Source organism: Paraburkholderia sp. 22098, assembly GCF_052045935.1.
Classification (GTDB): Bacteria; Pseudomonadota; Gammaproteobacteria; order Burkholderiales; family Burkholderiaceae; genus Paraburkholderia; species Paraburkholderia caledonica.
Window position 1 is genome coordinate 1 of record NZ_JBQEPV010000032.1, and the last position, 1,872, is coordinate 1,872.

Sequence of the window (1,872 nt, forward strand, 5' to 3'; positions counted from 1 at the left end):
GGCGTTTTTCTTTGTGCGCCCAGCATGGGCGCAATCTTGTGGGTGCAAGTCCCATCGTGAGCTGACCACAGCGAACGAAGCAAAGCGCAACTGCGTGAGGGCGACCGAGCGTGGGGAGGAAGCGTGGAGCGAAACCGCGAGCCGATGAACAAGAACCGGATATGAGGCGTTGCCGATCAGGGCGAGCGTGCAAAGAAGCGCGAAGCTCTCGTGGTCAAGGATCAGGCAACGTAGATGCGGCGGTTGTGCGGCGAAGGATTGCGTTCTTACCTGGGGAGATCTCGCCTCGTGCCTGAAAGGGCAACGGCGTCGAGCCGGAGCGAGAAGTCAGCAGAGGCCGTAGTAGTCACAGGACAGGCCGATGAGGCCAAAGCTGGTGACGAAGGGCCAAACGGGAAGGAGTGTCCAGCGTCATGTCGATGCGACAGGCAATGCGTCAGATGCCCGCGCAAGCGGGGCGGGTGGGAGTCACGTGCGGTGAAGCTGCACGGCGTACGCCGACAAGCGATGAAGCCTGCTGCCCGCGACAAGAATCGGGGGACACAGGGTCGGCGCTGCTGGAAGCAGCGCTGACAAAGGAGAACCTGAAGCAGGCGTTCAAACGGGTCCGGTCGAACAAGGGAGCTGCTGGCGTGGACGGTCTGGACATTGACCAGACGTCGCGTCATCTGGTGACGGCGTGGCCCGCGATCCGTGAGCAGTTGCTCAAGGGGAGGTACCGGCCCAGCCCGGTACGTCGGGTGACGATCCCGAAGCCGGATGGAGGTGAGCGCGAGCTTGGCATCCCGACGGTAACGGACAGGTTGATCCAGCAGGCACTCCTGCAGGTGCTGCAGCCGGTTCTGGACCCGACCTTCAGTGAGCACAGCCACGGCTTCCGGCCTGGAAGGCGTGCGCACGACGCGGTGTTAGCCGCGCAGTCGTACGTGCAGTCAGGTCGGCGAATCGTGGTGGACGTTGATCTGGAGAAATTCTTTGACCGGGTCAATCACGACATCCTGATCGACCGTCTACAGAAACGAATCGATGATGCCGGCGTAATCCGGCTGATCCGGGCGTATCTGAACAGCGGCATCATGGATGGCGGAGTGGTCCAGCAACGGGATCAGGGCACGCCGCAAGGCGGACCACTATCCCCGTTGCTGGCCAACGTGCTGCTCGACGAAGTGGATAAGGAGCTGGAGCGGCGGGGTCATTGCTTCGCGCGCTACGCCGACGACGCGAATGTCTATGTTCGTAGCCGCCGTGCGGGTGAGCGGGTGATGGCATTGCTGCGACGTCTGTATGGACGACTGCGGCTAAAGGTCAACGAGACCAAAAGCGCAGTGGCCAGTGTGTTTGGTCGCAAGTTTCTGGGCTACAGCCTGTGGGTGGCTGCGGGTGGGGTGGTCAAACGCAAGGTGGCGGCCAAACCGCTGCTGGCGTTCAGACACCGCATCCGTGAACTGACCCGTCGCTCTAACGGGCGCAGCATGAAGGAAGTGGTGGAACAGTTACGGCCTTACGTGCAAGGCTGGAAGGCGTACTTCAGGTTGGCGCAAACCCCCGGTGTGTGGTTGGCACTGGATGAGTGGCTGCGTCACCGGTTGCGCACGATCCAACTCAAACACTGGCGCCGCGGCACCACCATCTACCGGGAACTGCGTGCGCTGGGGGCACCGGCCGCTGTAGCGCGGCAAGTCGCCGCGAACAGTCGTTGCTGGTGGCGCAATGGCGACGGTGCGCTCAAGCGCGTGCTGACCATCGCCTACTTCGACCAGCTTGGCGTACCCCGGCTCTCCTGACCTCAACTTCCCGAACCGCCCGGTGCGGACCCGCATGCCGGGTGGTGTGGCAGGGGTACGGCCTTATGGCCGTCCCCTATGCCGATTG

At 62.8% G+C, this 1,872-nt stretch carries 1 protein-coding gene; it reads left to right on the forward strand.

The window, feature by feature from the left end:
* The first annotated feature begins 413 nt into the window (after positions 1 to 413).
* Complete coding sequence (ltrA, locus tag ACTJLB_RS32370) at positions 414 to 1,784, forward strand: group II intron reverse transcriptase/maturase (RefSeq protein WP_440785657.1); 1,371 nt, start codon at positions 414 to 416, stop codon at positions 1,782 to 1,784.
* The last annotated feature ends 88 nt before the right edge of the window (positions 1,785 to 1,872 follow it).

Bases quoted from the DNA above. Each gene is read 5' to 3' on its own strand.
- ltrA (WP_440785657.1), top strand. From the start codon at position 414: ATGTCGATGCGACAGGCAATGCGTCAGATGCCCGCGCAAGCGGGGCGG.